Genomic DNA, 16,281 nt, shown 5'->3' with positions numbered 1-16,281 from the left:
GTTGTATCGACGGCGTCAATTGACGCCCAGGCACACCATCTGGCCCGTCGCGTTGCGTGCGTAGATGCGGCCATTCGCCAGAACGGGAGCGCTCCAGCAGCGCCCGGTGAGCACTTGGGTGCGGGAAATGGGCTCGAACTTGGCCGGATTGGCCTTGGCGATGATCAATTCGCCCTTGGCGGTGACGATGAGGAGTTTGCCATCCGCCGCCATGAGCGAGCAGAAGCCGGTGCTGGCCTCGCTCCACTTTTCCGTGCCGGTGGCGAAGTCGATGCATTTGAGCGACGCGGTTTTGCCCTCATCGCCATCGCTGCCGTAGAGATGGCCCTCGATCAGCACGGAGGAGTTGAATTGATTCTTCATCACCCGGCTGCGCCAGACTTCGGTGGGTTGTGCGGAGGCGAGATCGAGCAGGGCGCAGCCTTTGTTGTAGCCAGAGGAGATGAAGAGCTTCGTGCCGCTGAGGATCGGGTCCGCCGCGTTCACGCCGTAGCTGGTGGACCAGGTGTGCTCCCACAACACGGTGCCGTTGGTGGGATCGACGCCCTTGTAAGCGCGTCCGGAGCCCAGCACGACCTGTGCTTTGCCATTCACATTGATCGGGTAGGGCGTGGAGTAGCCTGCATTGGCCGTGTCTGATTTCCAAACCAGCTTGCCGGTGGTTTTTTCGACCGCCGTGCCCGCTTTGCCGACGTTCAGGATGAGCAGCTTGCCGGAAACGAGCGGCGAACCCGCGAAACCCCAGTCAGGAATATCCGCCTCCGTTTCCTTCTGGATGTTCTTCTGCCACACGATCTTTCCTGTGGCCGCGTCGAAGCAGAACAGATCGCCCCAGCGGCTCAAATGATACGCCTTGCCGTCTTCAATCGTCGGTGTGGCCGAGGTGCCGCCTTCGTAATACTTGTCGCCCAGATCGGCGGCATACACCTGCTTCCACACCTGTTTGCCACTGACTGCGTCGAAGCAGAACACGGTGTCCTTGTCATTCGCATGTCCCGTCGTGTAAACGCGTCCATCCGCGACGGTGAACGAGGCGAAGCCGATGCCGATCTGCGCGTTCCAGAGCTTCTTCACTTCTGTTCCGGCCAGCTTCTCTGCCGAAATGCCGTCGTGATTTGGCCCGCGCCAGATCGGCCAGTCAGCGGCTTGGGTGACGGTCGTGAGGGCGAGGAGAGAAAAGATCAGTATTTTCATGCGAGGGACTGGATCAGTTCAATAAACTCACTGGCAGCGTTAACTCGAAGATTATTTTTCGAAGAATCCTGCCAGCCAGCAAAACTTCTGATGCGCTGACCGCTCCGGTTCCAGCCGACACTTCGCCTGCTGCCATCAAAAGCATTGACGTTTGGCGACGTATCCTTGTCAGATGACGGGCCATAGTCACTTCTTTGCGCGCTGCCATGAACCTCCTCTCCAGAATTTTGATGCTCGTGCTGCTTGCCACGGCCAGCACACCGATGCCGATGTTCGCTGACTGGCCGATGTTCGGTGGCAATGCCCAGCATACCGCCATCTCCAGTGTCCAGGGCCGTGCGCTCACGCAGATCCTGTGGCAGACGCCGGTAGATCTCAATCCAGGCACGTACACTCATTACGGGACGCCCACGATCACCGCAGGCAATACCGTCATCGTTCCCGTGACCACCGGAGTTGGTGCCGATTTCGTGGTCGAAGGCCGGCGTGGATTCGATGGCTCACTGCGGTGGTCCCAGGCGACGGATTACATCGCCCCGGCATCCGTTTGGCGGCCGAACTTTTCACCGATGCTGGTCAAGACATCGCCGACCGCCTACCGCGTCTATATTCCCGCAGCCGGCGGCACCCTGGACTGGCGCGATGACGCTGATCAGGCGGCTGCCACCGCCACTGGCAAGCTCGCCTTCTTTGACAACACCCCCGGTTGCACGGCCTATCTGGCCGACAAGGCTGCGTATGACGCCAGCGTCAAAATCAACACGCCCATCACGGCCGATGCCGCAGGCAATCTGTACTTTGGTTTTCAAGTGGCCGCCAACACGCCACTGCTTCCTCAAGGTGGCGGCATCGCACGCATTTCGTCGGCAGGGGTCGGCAGCCATGCCATCGCCAGCACCGTCTCGGGCTGCCTCCAGACATCGTTGAACACCGCCCCGGCGCTGACTGCGGACGGCGCCAAGCTCTACGTCGTCTTCAACAACGGCGGTGACTATGGCAGCGGAACCGAAGGCAAGCTGGTGCAGTTCGACAGCACCACTCTCACTCCGCTGAATGCCACCGGCGTCCTTTCTGGAGTCCTGGGCATTTCCACCGCTTCTCCCACGGTCGGCCCCGATGGCGATGTCTATCTCGGCACCAACATCAGCGGAAGCTACAGCCGTGGCCGGCTGCAGCATTTCTCGGCCGATCTGCAGACGGTGAAACTCATCGGCGGCTTCGGCTGGGACACCACCGCCGCAGTCGTGCCAGCCAGTATTGTTCCTGGCTACACTTCCGCCGCCGGCTCCACCTACCTGCTGTTTACCAAGTACAACAGTTACAGCTACCCAGGAGGCCTGAACAAGATCGCCATCCTCGACCCCAATGTCGCGCAGACCGATCCCCTCACGGGTGAAACGGATATGCTGGAAGTCATGACCCTGGCCAGCCCGGGCATCAACAACGACGAATGGTGCATCAACAGCACCGTCGTCGATGTGCCCGGCAAAGCCATCTACGCCAACAACGAGGATGGAAACCTCTACCGCTGGAATCTCGTGACCGGCACCTATTCAAGCCTCGTGATCGCGACTGCGGGCCTGCAACCGTACACTCCGACGCTCATCGGCCCTGATGGCACCGTCTATGCCATCGCTCGGGGAAAACTCTTTGCTGTTGGCTCAAGACCCGCCGTGCAGCTTCCCATCACGACCTTGACGAAAGATGGGACGGATTTGTTGTTCAGTTTTCAACGTGAGAGCCTGGATCTGACCTACATCACCGAAGCCTCCAGCGATCTTAGTTCATGGATTCATGTCGCCACCCATCCAGGTGCTCCCGGCAGCCCTGTCACCGTGACCCAGCCGATTCCGCTCGGTGCCAGCAGGTATTTCCTTCGCCTCCGCGTTTATTAGCGTCTGGCAGTCCGCAGTTTCACACCAGCTTCGCGAGCACGCCCGGCAGCGGCAGCTCGAAGAACATTTTTTCATCGGTCGCAGGATGGATGAAGCGCAGTTCGCTGGCGTGGAGGGCGAGGCGTCTGGCGGGGTCGGTTTTGGCACCGTAGGGCTTGTCGCCGACGATGGGGTGGCCCATGTCGGAGAGGTGGACGCGGAGTTGGTGGCGGCGGCCGGTTTCGAGCTTCAACTCGACGAGCGTCGAGTTGTGCGTACGTTTGAGCACCTTGAAGTGGGTGATGGCCTCGCGGGTGTCTTCGCCGGGCGGGACGCTGCGGACGCGGAGGGAGAATTCTTCGTTGAGGTGGCAGCGCAGGGTGCCGGAATCGCGTTTCATGACCCCTTCGACGATGGCGAGGTAGGTTTTGTCGAAGCGATGCCAGTTCTGCTGGAGCACGCGCTTGTAGGGCTCGGTCTTGGCAAAAACGATGAGGCCGGAGGTGTCGCGGTCGAGGCGGTGGACGATCCAGACGCGGTTGCGGGCGTCGGTGGCGCGGACGTGATCGGTGAGGGCGGCGTAGGCGGTGCGGCCGTTGCCGGAGTCGGTGGCGACGGTGAGCCAGCCGGAGCCTTTGTTCAGCACGATGATGGCCTCGTCCTCATGCACGATGCTGAGGCCGGAGGGCATGGGCGGGGCGGCCTTTTGCGGGGCGTGCCCGACCTTGATGGTGATTTTGTCGCCGGGCTTGAGCTTGTGGTCGTGTCGGGTGACGGAGTGGTCGTTCACGCGGACGCTGCCGAATTTGAGCCACTGCTTGATGCGGGTGCGCTTCATGTCGGGCCAGTTCTCGAAGAGAAAGGGCAGGAGTTCGGCGGCTTCAGTAACGGTGTGCTGGGGGGGCATGGGACGTTCATGCCACGGGAAGAAGTTGCTGGCTAAGGAAAAGCGGGATGGCACGTTGTCCTCAGACCCCAACGCGCCCCATGTTTCTGCCTCGTCACACCCTGCTCATTTCGTTCCTTTGTGCCGTCACGGCGGGCGCCGCCGATTTCAAGAAGGACATCCAGCCGATCTTGGAGAAGAACTGCTACGAGTGCCACAGCGAGAAGAACAAAAAGCGGAAGGGGGGCTTCGTGTTTGACGTGCTGGAAACCTTCAAGCTCGACATCGCCGACAACGACGTGGCGCAGATCCGGCCCGGCAAGCCGGCGGAGAGCCACTTCTTGGAGGTCATCGTGAACGCGAATCACGAACGCCACATGCCGCCGGACGACCAGCTCTCGGCCAGTGACATCAAGAAGATCACGGAATGGATCTCGGAGGGCGCGAGTTTTGACAAGGACGCGCCCAAACTGGCCGTCGCCACGACCGCGCCGAAAAAAGACCTGCCGCCGATCATGAGCTGGACGAATTTGGAGGGCAAAACGATCAAGGCGGGCTTTGTGCGTCTGGAGGGCGAAAACGTCGTCCTGCGCATGCCGGCGAACGCCGCCGAGGTGCCGTATCCGCTGGCGAAGCTCTCTGCGGAGAGCCAGAAACTGGCGCGTGACTGTGCCGCGCCGTGATCACGGTCATTTCTCCGCCAGCACAGCACTGACCGCCGCTTCCAGCGGGCGTGAGCCGTCGCCACCGAGTCGTTCGTCGAGGGCTTCGAGGCGCTGGATGAGATCAGCGACGTGTTTGCGCGGGTACATGCCGCCGGCTTCGGCGCAGAAGTGGGTACGGCAGCCGAAAGGGCGGTGCGCATAGATGGTGCAGCGGCCATCACGACCCAACAGCGGACAGGCACCATCGAGGTGCGGTTTGAGCGTCTTGCGACCACTGGCGCGCACACCTTGGGCCGAATACAGCGCCTCCCCTTTGGTGAGCAGCGGCGTTCGGCCAGTGAGGCGAAAGTGGCAGCATCCGGTGCGCATCTCGCAGGTGCGGGGCAGGGGACGGCGCTCCAGCTCGGCATAGATCGCCTCGATTTCGATGCGGTGGTCGGGCTTCGGGTTTTTCATGCGGCGTCCAGCCAGCATGGCCGTGCTGGCAGTTGTGGCACGCGATTTTTGCAAAGCGGCATTTGAGATTTGAGATTTCCCATTCCGCCCCCATCGTACGCGCCCCAGATGTCGCTCCAGCCTTTGATTCCGAGGCATCCGGGTTCAACCTTCACCCACCCGAGACCACTGAATCACGCATGAGCCTGCCCGATATCGCCGGACATGAATTGCAGGACCTGGTCGGCAGCGGGAGGTGTGGGGCCGTTTATCGAGCGGTGTCCGCGAACGGCAAGGCCTGCGCGGTGAAAGTGTTCAGCTCGATGGCGATCAACCGCAAGGCTCTGGCCACCGCCTTCCGTGCCTTGCAGCAGATGCCGCATCATCGCGGGGTGCTGCCGGTGGAGAGCTACAGTTTTGACAAGACGCCCTACTTCTGCGTCATGCCGCTGGTCGGCGTGATGACGAAGGACAGCCACGGCCGCCGCCAATGGCAGACGCCCACGCTCGAGTCTGCCTGCAATGGATTGCCACCCGAGCAGGCCTGGCGGCATATTTACGAGGTGTCCGATGCGCTGGCCTGGCTGCACAAGCACGGCATTCCGCACGGTAACCTGCGTCCGTCCAACGTGCTGCTGGAGGACGATGTGGAGTCCTCGATCCGCCTCACTGACATCGCGCAGGGCTGGGTGGGCGGCATTCATCATCTCGAACTGACGGATCACTTCGTGCATCTCTGCCCGGAACAGGCGGAGAATCCGGATGGTGTGTTCGCGGGCTACGGGCCGACGTGGGATGTGTACAGTTTCGGCGTGCTGGCGTACCGTCTGCTCAATGGCATCCTGCCGCGTGGTGCGGAAATGTGGGAGAGCGAGATCGAGCGCGCCCGGCAGCAGGCCGCGGCGGGTCTTGCGGTGCAGATCGACAGCAATGCGCTGCTCGCTGCGGTCAAATCGCAGCCAAAGGTTGTCTGGCCGCATCCCGCGCAGTCGAAATGGGACGAGCGCCGCCGCAACATCATCGAACGCGCCCTCGATCTGAATCCCGCCGCGCGCTGGGCGGACATGCGCGAGGTCGTGCGCGAGTTCGAGGTGCTCGAAGGCGACTACCTGCTGGAAGAGTCACGTGAGCAGACCGTCCGCGAGCGTCAGAAGCAGGCGAAGAAGGTGCTCACGCTGCAAACGGCCGCCATCTCGTTGCTGACCATCTTTGTCCTCAGTTTCATCTACGCCTTCGTCACCTTGCGCCGGGCACAGAAGGCCGAGAAGACCATCGACAACCTCGGCTCGAATCACAAGATCGAGATCGACGCCCGCGAAAACCGCATCGCCACGCTGACGACCGAACGTGACATCTCGCGCAGTGCGAAGGCCGTGGCGGACCAGAATCTGCAAAACTCGCAGAACGCCGTGGACCAGTTCCTCACCCAGTTGCTGCAAACACCGACGGGCAACGAGATGGAGGCGGGATTTCAGAAGGAGCAGCTCAACGACGCGCTGGCCTACTGCATGCGCGGACTGCCGGCGCTGGAGCAATCGCCCACGCTCGGGGTCGAACGGCTGCGCTCGTATGGCAACATCGGCCAGCTTCACCTCAAGCTGCGTAACAGCGTGCAGGCGGTGACCTTCCTCACCAAGGCACGTGAGCAGGCCCTCGAATTGATCAGCCAGGGGGCCGGCGAAGGCGCGCAGATTGCACTCTACCAGCAGTGGCTGGGCCGTTACAGCCTGCTGCTCTCCGACATCCGCAGTCGTGAAGGACGCCACGCGGATTCACTCACGCTGCTGAAGGACGCCACGGAGAATCTCGACAAAGGCCTGGCCGCCGATCCGAAAAACCGCCTCGCGCGCAACGAATGCGCCCGTGCGTGGCTCGAATACGGCCTGCGCACCTTGCGCAACGGCGACGTGGCCGATTCCGAGCAGGCCATGGCACGCGTGCCGGCCATTCTTGATGCGAAGCTCATCGGGCACGACCTCATCAATGACGAAAAATTCATCCTTGCCCGTGCCAAGTTTGCCAAGGGCATCAGCCAGCGTGACGCGGGCAAGACCGAGGACGCGCTCAACACGCTCATCGATTCCGTGAAGGACATGGGCGAACTCGTGCTCGGCAGCAGTCCGCGCAACCAGGACCAGGCCCTTCTTCTCGCCGAGGCCTACACCGAGCTCGCCGAGTTGATCGGGCGTCATTTCAGCGGGGCTGATGCCAGGGAGGCGCACAACCAGGCCCTGCCCATCCTGCTCGAATTGAACCGGCTCATGCCCGAGTGGGCCGAGGTGAAGTACTTCCTCTCTCGCACTTACGGTGCCCTCGCCTCGCTCGCGCGCGATGCCGGCAGTCCGTCCGAAGCCAGCAAGAAGAAACAGGACGCCATCGAGCTGGTGAACGAAATCCTCGCGGATGACCCGACCAACGCGCGCTACGGCTTCCTGCTGGCCAAGCTGCGCGGTGAATACGCCGAACTGCTGGCCGACAGCGGCAAGACCAGCGGTGCCATTCCGATCGCGAAGCAGGCCGTGGAATCCCTTGAAGCGCTCATCACCGCGCAGCCGCCGTCAGAGAAGCTCACGCCGGAGCGCCGCATGTGGGCCAGCCAGCTCGCGCAGCTTTATGGCTCGCTCGGTCACACGAGCGAAAGCGCCGGAAAAAAAACCGAGGCCAAGGCCGCTTTCGCCAACGCCGTCGCCATCTGGGAAAAACTCGCCGCCGCCATCGCCAACGACGAGGCCATCCAGGCCGGTTTGAACTGGAGCAAGGGCCGTCTCGCGAAGATCAAATGACCCTGGCAGAGAAACAGCAGTCGCTCATCGACGACCTGAACATCATCCACGATCCGCACGAGCGCCTGAACGCCGTCGTCTCACGCGGCGCGTCGATGAAACTGGATGCCGCGCACAAGATCGAGGCGAATCTCGTCCCCGGCTGCGTTTCCCGCGTCTGGTTGCACGGCGAACTCGTCGATGGTCGCACTCGTTTCGTCTGTGATGCCGAATCCCCGATGGTCAAAGGCCTCGCCGCGCTGTTGTGCGAACTCTACACCGATTCCGATCCGCAAGAGGTCGTCACCATCGATCCGAAAGTCTGGGAAGGCTGTGGTTTCACCAAAATGCTCTCGCCGACACGTTTGAACGGCCTCGCGAACATGCGGAAACTCATCCGCGAGATGGCGGAGCGGTTCGCTTGATGCTTCCCAAGAATTTTTGGAACAGAAGATAACGGAGGAAACAAAGGTCTGACTCTGCATCAATCCGGCCTCCGTTAACTTCGTTATCTCCTGTTAAAATCAGGACACTGCACTTCCCGATGCTTCGTCTCCAAAACTTCCACGGCCCCGAACTCGAACCGCATCTCGATGCGCTCGGCTCCCTGCGCATCACCGTGTTTCGCGAGTTCCCGTATCTCTACGACGGCAGCCTCGACTACGAACGCGAGTACCTGCGCACCTACCTGAAATCCAAGAGCAGTCTGGTCGTGCTGGCCTTCGACGGTGATCGTGTCGTCGGTGCCACCACCTGTCTGCCGATGCTGGATGAAGGCCCGGAGTTTCAGGTGGCCTTTGTGAAGGCCGGTTACGATCTCGCCACCATTTGCTACTTCGGCGAATCCATCCTGCTACCCGAGTATCGTGGTCAGGGCATCGGCAAGGAGTTCTTCGCTCGTCGTGAGGCCCATGTTCAAGCCTTGGGCATGAAACTCAGCACCTTCTGCGCTGTGGATCGCACCGCCCATCATCCGTTGCGTCCCGCAGGATACCGCCCGCTCGACGACTTCTGGCGCAGCCAAGGCTATGTGAAGCATCCCGAGTTGCAGGCCACGTTTGTGTGGAAGGAGATAGGTGAGGCGGCCGAATCACCGAAGACGCTGACGTTTTGGACGAAGAGGGCGGCGTGAACGGATCTCAAGCTGTTGGGTGTTCGTGTCAGATGTTCATTGATCTTCAGCCCGACGGCGATCACTCTGACCAGGCATTCCTGCCTGGCATTTTCACAACCTCCGACATCCAACGAACATGCAAGAGACAGAACTGCTAGAGCAAGTGGAGTTGCTTGCGGGGAACACGAGGCAAAAATCTTTCCGCCTCGCTGCGGAGTTCATCATCCGTCACAAGATGCGAAGAATCGTCGAGACCGGATGCTTTCGCGGACAGCCGGCCGCCACGACACAGGCGCACATCGAGAACCGCGGCCATGACGGGCAAAGCACGGTCATTTTCGCGCTGCTGGCCAGGGAGCTCGGCTGTGTCTTCGACTCCTACGACAAGGATCCCAACCATGTCGCGCGGGCACGTGAGCTGCTGAGTCTCTTCGGGCTGCAGGATTCGGCCAATTTTCACATCGGGGACTCGGTGATCGCGCTTTCCCAGCGCAGCGAGCCCATTGATTTCATTTATTTCGATTCCTTCGATCACAACCCCAACAATCCGTTGCCGTGTCAGTTGCACCAGCTTGCCGAGGTTGGCGCGGCCCACGGCAAACTCCAGCGGCCCGCTGGAATCCTGCTGGATGACTGCAAATTCGCGACCGGCGGCAAAGCCGGCCTCAGTGACCCCTTTTTGAGATCAAGAGGCTGGAAGCTCGAGTTCGACGGCTACCAGAGGCTTTTCACATGGCTGGAATGAACATTGTGCCAGCAGTGGAGTTCATCCTGCCGTCCGAATATAGGGGCTACATACCTCGGTTTTTGGGAGTTCTGCCGTCGCACTTGCCTGAGTTACATTGATAGCAGGCGGGTTGTATATTGTCGATGTGGTCCGTGCCTCCCCGAGCGAGGGGAATAATGTGATCCTTGGTCCATATGTGACGATAACGCAGATCTGGTCGCGCGGGGATTTTGCTCCAAAGGCGGTTGCAGATCGGACAGTGATCAAACATGGCCAATTTGGCGAGCCATGCGCTTTGAGTATGGCTCGATTGGCTTGCTTTCTTGCGAGCGGAGTATGCGGCAGCCCGGATTCGGCGACACGGGCGACAGTAACGGTGAATCTTACCGGTGGACGCTGAAGTCCAGATGCCGAAGTCGCGAGAACCACACTTGGTGCAGGGTTCCGCTGTGCTGCCGTTCATAGAACTTCAATCTGCCTGTTACTATCTCAGACGATTGGAGCGCTATTAGTATCATTCAAATGCCGATCCAACTCATACTTCCCAAGCGCCAGCGCCCCAAGCAAACCTGAGCGTGCTCCCAAACCTGGGGCGACGATGAAGTCGTCGATGGTACGGCCGAGTTCGGGGACGCGGAGGTAGCCGTTGTTGAGTTTGAGGAGGCGGCCGCGGATCAAGGGCAGGATGTGTTCCTGGCTCATGACGCCGCCGCCGAGGATGATGCGCTTGGGGCAGAGGCTGAGTGTCAGATTCATCAACGCATGTGCCATGACATCGGCGACTTCCTCCCAGGCGGGATGATCGGGCGGCAGGGCGTCGGCTTTGACACCCCAGCGGGAGGCGAGGGCGGAGCCGCTGACGTAGCCTTCGACGCAGCTCTTGTGAAACGGGCAGTGGCAGGCCTGCTGAACGGCGGTGGAGTTGTGCGGTGGTGGCACCAGGAGGTGGCCGATCTCGGGATGCAACAATCCGTGCAGAAGCTGGCCGTTGATGAGCACGCCACCACCAACGCCGGTGCCGACGGTGATGTAGATGAGTGGATCCGTGTTTTGTCCAGCGCCCCAGAGGAATTCGGCGAGCACGGCGGCGTTCACATCGGTGTCCCAGGCGATGGGGACGTGATAACGCTCACGCAGCTTCGGCACGATGTTGGTGAACTGCCAGCCGGGTTTCGGCGTGGAGGTGATGTAGCCGTAAGTCTCGCTGTTTTTGTCGAGATCAATGGGTCCGAAGGAGCCGATGCCGATGGCGGCAAAGGGGCCGTGCTTCGATTTTGCCATCGAGAGGAAACGAGTCACCCCGGCGAGCGTGTCTTCGGGCGTGGTGGTGGCGATGCGGGTGACTTCGCGCACGTCATGTGGCCCGGTGCCGACGGCGCAGACGAATTTCGTGCCGCCTGCCTCGATGGCGGCGATGAGGGGCAGTTCTTCGCTCATGATTGCGGACGCACGGCGGCGGAGTCACGGATGCCGAGGCTGGAGTAGATCTCGCGCGTGGCGTGGGATTTGTTCAAGGTGTAGAAATGGATGCCATCGACACCGTGATCGAGCAGGTCATGGCACTGCTCGGTTGCGTAGTGGATGCCGACTTTCTGTACGGCGGCCTCGTCACCACCGCAGCGCTGGATGGCACGCAGCAGCTTGGCCGGATAACGCGCCCCGGCGGCCAGTTCGGCCATGCGGCGCATGCCGGCGGCACTGGTGATGGGCATGATGCCGGCGATGATGGGAATGTTGATGCCAGCGAGCTGGCAGCGCTCGCGGAAGTCGTAGAAGTCGTGGTTGTCGAAGAACAACTGCGTGCAGATGTAGTCCGCGCCGGCATCGACCTTGGCTTTGAGATAATCCATTTCCAGCACGCGGTTCGGCGTGGTGGGATGACCTTCGGGGAAACCGGCGACGCCGATGCCGAAGCCGCGCGGATCAGGATGCGCGCCCGTGTCGATGAACTTCCTGATGAAGGCCACGAGATCAGCGGCGTGCTGGAAAGCATCCTTCGCACGGTCGTAGCCGGTGAGGCTCTGCGGGGGATCGCCACCGAGAGCGAGGATGTTGCTCACCCCGGCCTTCGCATAGCGTTCGAGGATGCCAGCGATGTCGGCTTCACTGTGGCAAACGCAGGTGAGATGCGGGATGGGATCGAGCGAAGTCGTCGTTTTGATGCGCACGACGAGATCGTGCGTGAGTTCACGCGTGGAACCACCTGCTCCATAAGTGACGCTGACGAACGAGGGTTTGAAGGCTTCGAGTTCGCCGATGGTGCGATACAACGCCTCCGATGACTCGGCGGTCTTTGGGGGAAAGAACTCGAACGACAGCGTGGGGCGCTGGGCTTTGAGGATGTCGGCGATGTGCATCTAGTGGTTCGCAGTACTCGGTTCTCAGTTGTCTCAGGCGATGTGTTCGCCTTTGAGCACGTCGTCAAGCGTCTGACGTTCACGCACGACAGTGGCCTTGTCACCATCGACGAGGATTTCAGCGGGCATGGGACGCGTGTTGTAGTTCGAGGCCATCGTGAAACCGTAGGCCCCGGCGCTGAGCACAGCGAGATACTCACCCTCTTTGACGAGCGGGAGTTCACGGTTCTGGGCGAGGAAGTCGCCGGATTCGCAGATGGGTCCGACGACATCGACTTTTTCGAGCGCATCGGTCGTCGGCTGCTTCAATGGCGTGATTTGATGCCAGCCTTCGTAAAGTGTCGGACGGATGAGGTCGTTCATGCCGGCATCGACGATCTTGAAGATCTTGGCGGAGCCGCGCTTCTCATAGAGCACCTTGGTGAGCAGCACGCCGGCATTGCCGACCATAAAGCGGCCGGGTTCACAAAGAATGCGCAGCCCGAGCGGCGCGAGATGCGGCACGACGGCGTCGGCGTAAGCCTGCACGGTCAGCGGATGCGTGTCCGCATTTTCCTGCCACCACGCGGAATCACCGGAGTCGAGGCTCTGCTTGTAATTGATGCCGATGCCGCCGCCGATGCTGAAGAATTCGATGCCGTAGCTCTGTTTCACCTGCTTCACCAGCGGGATGACCTTCTGCACGGCTTCGAGGAAGGGATCAACATTGGTGAGCTGCGAGCCGATGTGCATTTGCAGGCCCTTGATGACGAGATTCGGGCAGTCGGCGGCGACGCGGGCATACACATCGAGGATCTGGTCGAAATCGATGCCGAACTTGTTCTCGCTCTTGCCGGTGGTGATCTTGGCATGCGTCTTCGCATCCACGTTCGGGTTCACGCGCACGGCCACAGGCGCTTGCAGGCCGAGTTCCCCGGCGACTTGGTTGATGTAGTGCAGCTCGGCCTCGGACTCGGCGTTGAAACAGTAAATGCCGGATTTGAGGGCGTATTCGATCTCGTCGCGTGTTTTGCCGACACCGGCGAAAGTACACTTCGCGGGATCGCCACCGGCCTTGATGACGCGGTAGAGCTCGCCGGCGGAAACGATGTCAAAGCCACCGCCGAGCTTGGCGATGGTGTTGAGCACGGCGAGGTTCGAGTTCGCCTTCACCGCGTAGCAGATGAGGTGGTTCAGCTTGGAAAGAGCCGCATCAAGACGCGTGAAGTGGCCGGTGATGGTGGCCTTGGAATAGACATACAGCGGTGTGCCGTGCTGTTCGGCGAGCGACTGAAGCGGGACGTTTTCGGCAAACAACTGGCCTTGGTGGTAATGAAAGCTGTGCATAAGCGGGCCGCGTAGATAAGCGGGATTCACCCCGGCGCAACCGGCCTGCGACGCCAGAATGCAGCTACTTCGCCAGCGCCTTGCCAATTTCCTCTGCGACTTTCTGGGCCAAATGCTCGCTGCCTGCCGCTGTGTAATGCACATCACGCGGGTTCTGCATCGTGGCGAGGTGCGGGGTGATGTGGGCGTTGAGGTCGTCGATGGCGACACCGTTCTCGGCCATCACTTTGGCGGCGATGGCGTTGTATTCGGGCACCTGGCCGAATTTACGCTGCGGGTTGAGTTCGCCTTCGGGAATCGGCGTCGTGGTGGCCCAGATCAGCTTGGCACCGGTGGCTTTCAGGGTAGCGACGAGGCTGCGCAGATTGGCTTCGTAGTCTGCGGGTTCGACCTGGCGTTTGCCATCGGGCATGTATTTGAGGTCGTGGATGCCCCAGTTGAAATGAATCACGTCCCATTTGCCGGTGCCGAGCCATTTCTGGATGTTCGCGACACCGTTCTTGGTCGGACCGCCGTTGGTCGGGATACGGTGGACGTTGGCCTTGCCTTCCAGCAGCTTTCGGGTCGGCACGGTGTAGCCGATGGAGATGGAATCGCCGATGAGCAGCACCCGAGGCAGCCCGGCCACATCTTGAATGGGGGCCATGGTCGGATTCGGGGCGCGTTTGGCCTGTGGAGCTTTGGCGGCAGGAGTGTCGGCAGCGCCCGTGGTATGGATGAGGCCGAAAAGCAGGGCGAGGCAGGGCAGGGAGGTGTGAAGGCGCATGGGTGGAATGGGAAGCTGTGGAGACAGTCGAGGGCGAGGATTTCTATCTTCAGGTTATTAAACCGTTAAGGTTTATCGGGATTATCCCTTTGACATACGGTAACGAATGCGCTAGGGTTGGCGCATGAAGAAAAAAGACGTGAAGTTCCAAAAGAGGGGCCAGGACAGCATCACCGTCCGCGAGTTCTTCCAACTGTTCCCCGATGACGACACCTGTTTGGCTCACGTCTTCAAGAACCGCTTTGGCGACGGCCACGCATGCCCCAAATGCGAGCGTTCGGCCAAGTGGTATCGCATCCAAGCCGAGCGCGCCTTTTCCTGCCAGTGGTGCGGCCATCACATCCACCCGACCGTGGGAACGCCGTTTGAAGCCTCCCACACGCCCTTGCAGCTCTGGTTTTACGCCATCTACCTGTTCACCACGTCCCGGCATGGTGTGTCCGCAAAGGAGCTGGAGCGCCAGCTTGGTGTCACCTACAAGACCGCTTGGCGTATGGGCCATGAGATCCGCAAGCACATGGCTGACGTGGACGGTGACCGCATCCTTGAGAACATCGTGGAAATTGACGAGACCGTTATCGGCGGGCGTGTGGCGGGAGGATTGCCCGGCTGCGGCGAACCAAACAAGACATTGCTCTTTGGCATGATGGAACGCGACGGCGACATCATCACGGAAGTGGTTTCCGACGCGAAGCGCGAGACGCTGCTTCCGCACATTGAAAGCAACGTGGCCTCCGACGCCACAATCCACACCGATGAACACCGCTCCTATCGCATCCTGAAAACACGCGGCTTCAAGCACGAAACCGTCAAGCACGGCGCGAGGGAATACGCCCGTGGCGAAATCCATGTGAACGGCATCGAATCGTTCTGGAAAATCTTCAAGGACAGCGTTCGCAGCACGCACATGCACGTGAGCCGCAAGCACTTGAAGAAATACGCGAAGGAGTTCGAGTTCCGGCACAACAACCGGCACATCCCTAAAGAGATGTTTCCGCGCCTCGTTTCCGAGTTTTTGGCCGTTCAGCCTTCTCCATCTGCTCAAGCGTCTTGAGCAGGCGGGGCTTGTTGGCTGGCGCGGAGGATTTGCGCTCCTTGATGAACGCTTCAAGGTCGCCGCTCTCTCTGGCTTGGCGAAGGGTGGTTTTGGGCTTCGTGGGCATGGGTGCATTTTAGGGCTTGGGTTTGGGATTGCCAAGGTCGGATTGGCTCCCTACGCTCGTTGGATATGAGCGATGATCTTCCTGACCGGCTCCGACAACGCGTGTGGCAATCATTGCGCACAGACACGGTGGAATGGATAGCAGGAGGATCAGGGACAGTGCTCCTAGCAATCCTAGCGTGGTTTCGGGATTCGTGGTGGCCAGCACTAACAGACTGTTTGTCGCGACACACAGCAGAAACGCTGTTTTTATCAGCACTCGGAGCCACGACAGTCTTTGTGGTGCTGTGGCTGAACGCAAAGGAAACTTCGCGGATTGCATTGGAGTTGGCATCGGAGAGGGCTTTAAGGGTCGATGTCTTGGAGGGGGAGCTTTCTGAAAAAGAGCAGCAACTCGCATCCTTGGAAGCGGTGAGCCAAGCGCTTCAGAAGCCTGCTGATATTCTTCAGAATTGCGGCCAGCATCGCTCTGTTCTTAGTTTCCTGTTCAAATTCAAAGAGGGGGCTTTTATGGAGGTCTCGAACGAGCTTTCTATTTCTCAAGCGAACGCGCAGGGGCTTCTGCGAGAATTGGAAATCGATTTTCACCTTATCGACCGGATTGGCAAAACCGCTCAAGGCCACATTATTTATGCCCCTAACGAGAAGGGACTCGCATACGCAGGGTCTCACAACTGGACGCCCGGAAACCAGACAATGAGCGAGATTCGCGCCAGCGAGGCGGAGAGGGAATTGGAGATAGTGCGCGCTAGCTTTAGCTCCACGTTCCAACAACTGGCCGATGCCAACAATGAAACAGTAGAATTGACGAAAAAACTCGACGCGGCTAACGCCTGCATCGCTTCTTTGCAGAAGGAGCAGCAGCTTGCTCGCTTGCCACCAAAGCCTGCTGGAATGGCACCTCTTCCCGGGCGTTGAGATTTCGCTACTCACAAACCACCTCCATTTCGGAGAAGTGTTCCAGAAACGTATGCCAAAGGGATAATCCCGAGGTTTATTGACAATATTTGTGG

15 protein-coding genes are annotated in these 16,281 nt (G+C 60.1%); 8 read left to right on the top strand and 7 right to left on the bottom strand.

What is annotated here, in order from left to right; translation table 11 throughout:
- Positions 1-15 precede the first annotated feature (15 nt).
- Entirely contained in the window at positions 16-1,194 is a 1,179-nt protein-coding gene (locus tag U1A53_RS25795; protein ID WP_322284783.1) for a PQQ-binding-like beta-propeller repeat protein, read from the bottom strand.
- Between the two features lie 206 nt (positions 1,195-1,400).
- On the opposite strand from U1A53_RS25795, the gene U1A53_RS25790 reads away from it, so the two are divergent.
- Entirely contained in the window at positions 1,401-3,089 is a 1,689-nt protein-coding gene (locus U1A53_RS25790) for a hypothetical protein (protein ID WP_322284782.1), read from the top strand.
- Between the two features lie 19 nt (positions 3,090-3,108).
- Here U1A53_RS25790 and U1A53_RS25785 read toward each other — a convergent pair whose 3' ends face one another.
- On the bottom strand, positions 3,109-3,975 hold the full coding sequence (locus U1A53_RS25785; RefSeq protein WP_322284781.1) for an RluA family pseudouridine synthase: 867 nt from the start codon (positions 3,973-3,975) through the stop codon (positions 3,109-3,111).
- An 80-nt stretch (positions 3,976-4,055) separates the two neighbouring features.
- Here U1A53_RS25785 and U1A53_RS25780 point away from each other — a divergent pair, with 80 nt between their 5' ends.
- Positions 4,056-4,637 (top strand): c-type cytochrome domain-containing protein, encoded by a 582-nt coding sequence (locus U1A53_RS25780; protein WP_322284780.1) that lies wholly within the window; start codon positions 4,056-4,058, stop codon positions 4,635-4,637.
- A 6-nt stretch (positions 4,638-4,643) separates the two neighbouring features.
- Here U1A53_RS25780 and U1A53_RS25775 read toward each other — a convergent pair whose 3' ends face one another.
- The gene (locus U1A53_RS25775) at positions 4,644-5,075 is read right to left on the bottom strand and encodes a YkgJ family cysteine cluster protein (RefSeq protein ID WP_322284779.1); all 432 of its coding nucleotides are present in this window, start codon (positions 5,073-5,075) and stop codon (positions 4,644-4,646) included.
- Positions 5,076-5,254: 179 nt separating this feature from the next.
- Here U1A53_RS25775 and U1A53_RS25770 point away from each other — a divergent pair, with 179 nt between their 5' ends.
- The 4 genes from U1A53_RS25770 (at position 5,255) to U1A53_RS25755 (ending at position 9,675) form a co-directional block, all read left to right on the top strand.
- Positions 5,255-7,837, top strand: a complete 2,583-nt coding sequence (locus U1A53_RS25770) for a protein kinase (RefSeq protein ID WP_322284778.1) — start codon at positions 5,255-5,257, stop codon at positions 7,835-7,837.
- A complete protein-coding gene (locus U1A53_RS25765) occupies positions 7,834-8,241 on the top strand; it encodes a SufE family protein (RefSeq protein ID WP_322284777.1) in 408 nt (135 codons plus the stop codon). The genes U1A53_RS25770 and U1A53_RS25765 overlap by 4 nt, the downstream gene beginning before the upstream one ends.
- A gap of 119 nt (positions 8,242-8,360) precedes the next feature.
- Positions 8,361-8,948 carry a GNAT family N-acetyltransferase gene (locus U1A53_RS25760; RefSeq protein WP_322284776.1) on the top strand — a complete coding sequence of 196 codons (588 nt, stop codon included), beginning with the start codon at positions 8,361-8,363 and terminating at the stop codon, positions 8,946-8,948.
- 217 nt (positions 8,949-9,165) lie between these two features.
- Positions 9,166-9,675 carry a hypothetical protein gene (locus U1A53_RS25755; protein WP_322284775.1) on the top strand — a complete coding sequence of 170 codons (510 nt, stop codon included), beginning with the start codon at positions 9,166-9,168 and terminating at the stop codon, positions 9,673-9,675.
- A gap of 471 nt (positions 9,676-10,146) precedes the next feature.
- Here U1A53_RS25755 and U1A53_RS25750 read toward each other — a convergent pair whose 3' ends face one another.
- The 4 genes from U1A53_RS25750 to U1A53_RS25735 all read right to left on the bottom strand — a co-directional run bounded on the left by U1A53_RS25750 (position 10,147) and on the right by U1A53_RS25735 (position 14,106).
- Positions 10,147-11,094, bottom strand: coding sequence for an ROK family protein (locus U1A53_RS25750; RefSeq protein WP_322284774.1), 948 nt, complete (start codon positions 11,092-11,094; stop codon positions 10,147-10,149).
- On the bottom strand, positions 11,091-12,014 hold the full coding sequence (gene metF, locus U1A53_RS25745; protein ID WP_322284773.1) for a methylenetetrahydrofolate reductase [NAD(P)H]: 924 nt from the start codon (positions 12,012-12,014) through the stop codon (positions 11,091-11,093). The genes U1A53_RS25750 and metF overlap by 4 nt, the downstream gene beginning before the upstream one ends.
- Before the next feature lie 33 nt (positions 12,015-12,047).
- Complete coding sequence (gene lysA, locus U1A53_RS25740) at positions 12,048-13,340, bottom strand: diaminopimelate decarboxylase (protein ID WP_322284772.1); 1,293 nt, start codon at positions 13,338-13,340, stop codon at positions 12,048-12,050.
- A 64-nt stretch (positions 13,341-13,404) separates the two neighbouring features.
- Positions 13,405-14,106 carry an SGNH/GDSL hydrolase family protein gene (locus U1A53_RS25735; protein WP_322284771.1) on the bottom strand — a complete coding sequence of 234 codons (702 nt, stop codon included), beginning with the start codon at positions 14,104-14,106 and terminating at the stop codon, positions 13,405-13,407.
- A 124-nt stretch (positions 14,107-14,230) separates the two neighbouring features.
- Between U1A53_RS25735 and U1A53_RS25730 the strand changes: the two genes are divergently transcribed.
- Together U1A53_RS25730 and U1A53_RS25725 are read left to right on the top strand one after the other, a co-directional pair.
- A complete protein-coding gene (locus U1A53_RS25730) occupies positions 14,231-15,160 on the top strand; it encodes an IS1595 family transposase (RefSeq protein ID WP_322284770.1) in 930 nt (309 codons plus the stop codon).
- Positions 15,161-15,487: 327 nt separating this feature from the next.
- Positions 15,488-16,186 (top strand): hypothetical protein, encoded by a 699-nt coding sequence (locus U1A53_RS25725; RefSeq protein WP_322284768.1) that lies wholly within the window; start codon positions 15,488-15,490, stop codon positions 16,184-16,186.
- Positions 16,187-16,281 lie beyond the last annotated feature (95 nt).

The organism is Prosthecobacter sp. (assembly GCF_034366625.1).
In the GTDB taxonomy this organism is placed as follows: Bacteria; Verrucomicrobiota; Verrucomicrobiia; order Verrucomicrobiales; family Verrucomicrobiaceae; genus Prosthecobacter.
This window is presented reverse-complemented; position numbering and strand designations above follow the sequence as displayed.